Below are 2,558 nucleotides of genomic sequence, written 5' to 3'. Positions count from 1 at the left end.
ATTCTTGTTGCCGGGTGTTGAACAGGATTACCCCTGACATCTGCGACTGCTCACGGCCGGGTGGCCCGGGGGGATCTCACCCCCGGGCTCCCACAGAACGGAGCGTGACAGTCTCCCGTCACTCCGCTCTTCTCATCCAGTCCGTCAGAACTCGGTCATCCAGACCCAGTGGGCGAACAGGCGAGGCTGCCTGCGCAGCAGCCCGTTCCACCACCGTTTGGCCTTCTTGAACGACCTGAGCCGTTGGAACTTCCGCCTGGCCCAGCGCACCAGGTAGGTGTTGACGCGCCGTAGCAGACCGTCGAGTTCTGTTCGGTAAAACTTCCCGTAGTAGTTCATCCAGCCACGGACGACCGGATTCATCCACCCGGCGAGCGCCGCCAGATTGTCGGTGGTGCGCAGGTTGATCCGCCAACGTCGGACCACGCCCCCCATCTTCTTGAGGGCGTCCCTGCTGACCGCCGGAAGGAACGCGGCGAAGATACTTCTCCGGTCTTTCGTCGGAGCTTTCCTCGCCTGGAACGTGTACCCGAGGAAGGTGAAGGACGTGTTCTCGAAGGAGCCCTTCCTCCGCCTGTCCTTGCAATAGACGATCCTGGTCTTGTCGGGATGCAGTCGCAGCCCAACCTGTTCCATGCGTCCTGCCAGCGCGGCCAGCAGCCGGCGGGCCATCCCTTCGGTCTTACAATGCACCACCGCATCATCAGCGAACCGCTCGAACTCCACGGTCGGAAATTCTCGTCCCAGCCAGGAGTCGAAAGCGTAGTCGGGTAGCCCCGGGGAGTTTCACCCCGAGGCTCCCACGGAACGGAACGTGACAGTCTCCCGTCATTCCGCTCTTCTCATCCAGTCCACCGGTACGCGCGCATCCACGCCCAGTGCGCGAAGAGCTCGGGTTGCCTCTCGGTGAGCCCCCGCCACCAGGCCTTGAATCGCTTCCATGTGCGCAGTCGCTTGAACTTCTTACGAGCCCACCGCATCAAGTAGGTGTTGATGCGTTGCAGAAGGGAGTACATCTCGGACCTGTTGAACGCTCCGTAGTAGTTCATCCAACCACGTACAATGGGATTTAACCACTCGGCCAGTTCTTGTAGGTCCATGGAGGTGCGCCTGTGGACGCGCCATCGACGCGGTTCCTGGCTCTTGCTCTTCAGCGCCACCGGGCTCATCGCGGGCTGGAACGACGTGAAGATAGTTCCAGTTCTTCCCGATTTCGATTCCCTTGGACGGAACGCATACCCCAAGAACATAAACGAAATACACGGAAACTCGCGCCTTCGGTTGCTGTCCCCACAGTATACGATCTTGGTTTTGTCGGGATGCAACCGCAACCCGACGCTATCCAACCGGCCAGCCAACGCCGCCCACACCTGCCGGGCCTGACGCTCAGTCACACAGTGCACCACCGCATCATCGGCGAACCGCTCGAACTCCACGGTCGGAAACTCACGCTCCAACCAGAAGTCAAAAGCGTAATGCATGTAGAGATTCGCGAGCACGGGTGACACCGCCGACCCCTGCGAGGTCCCGCGGTCCCGCTCGACCACCGTTCCATCGGGCATCTGCACCGGCGCTTTCAACCAGCGCTTCACATACAACACCACCCATTTCTGGTCGGTGTTGGCCTCCACCGCCTTGACCATGAGATCATGGTCAACCGATTCGAAGAACTTCTGGACATCCAAGTCCAGTACCCAGTCCTTCTTCCAGCATCGCTCCCGGCACTTCTTGACCGCCATCAGCGGTGAACGCCCCGGCCGGTACCCGTAGGAGTCACGATGAAAGATCGCCTCCGTACGCGGTCGCAGTTGCAGCGCCACCACCGTTTGAGCGATTCTGTCGGCCACAGTGGGAATTCCGAGAATTCTCGTCCCCCCACCGTGCGGCTTCGGAATCTCGACCGCCCGCACCGGAGGCGGAAAGTAGCTCCCCGAAGACATCCTATTCCAGATCTTGTACAAATTGCTACTCAGATCGGCTTCGAAGTCCTCGACGGACTGCCCGTCCACCCCAGCGGCACCCTTATTCGCCTTGACGCTCTTGTACGCCTCCCACACGAGCCACTTCGATATTTCAAACGACTTGTCCTTCAGACCTGCCTTGCCCACTCGCATCCTCCCAGACCACGTCCGGTTGTTCGTGCGAACAAACCACGGATGAGCCAGCCCCTTCGCTCCACACCCATTACAGGTGCTTCGTCACTACTACGAGCTGGTCCGCCAGCGCGGCCGCATCGGTACTCGACGCCTCACAGTTTCTGCTGCTTGGCGCACTCCCTCTCGCACCCGTCCCTCTTTGCAGGAACGAGCACAGTATCGGCACGCGCCTTCCCACGTTTCGTGTAGTAGCCGCAGATCAGACTCGCGCCGCCTTCACGCCGGACACCGCCTGGCCAATAAACGGGCACCCGCCAGACTTTTCCTGAGGTTTTGCACATACCCCAGTTTCGATGCCGTCTCCTGTTTTTCGACGCTTCATCAACGGTTCGCTCTCGCTCGCCTTTCTGATCCCCGCCTGACGACTCTCACGCCGCCTTTTCCTCAATCGCTTCCCACAAC

2 protein-coding genes are annotated in these 2,558 nt (G+C 60.2%); both read right to left on the bottom strand.

Annotated features, from left to right (window positions below):
• Nucleotides 1–144: 144 nt before the first annotated feature.
• Nucleotides 145–726, bottom strand: coding sequence for a group II intron maturase-specific domain-containing protein (locus U9980_RS06410; protein WP_416210172.1), 582 nt, complete (start codon nt 724–726; stop codon nt 145–147).
• A 116-nt stretch (nt 727–842) separates the two neighbouring features.
• Complete coding sequence (gene ltrA, locus U9980_RS06405) at nt 843–2,108, bottom strand: group II intron reverse transcriptase/maturase (RefSeq protein ID WP_322767091.1); 1,266 nt, start codon at nt 2,106–2,108, stop codon at nt 843–845.
• Nucleotides 2,109–2,558 lie beyond the last annotated feature (450 nt).

The organism is Protofrankia sp. Cr1 (genome assembly GCF_963555865.1).
In the GTDB taxonomy this organism is placed as follows: Bacteria; Actinomycetota; Actinomycetes; order Frankiales; family Frankiaceae; genus Protofrankia.
This window is presented reverse-complemented; position numbering and strand designations above follow the sequence as displayed.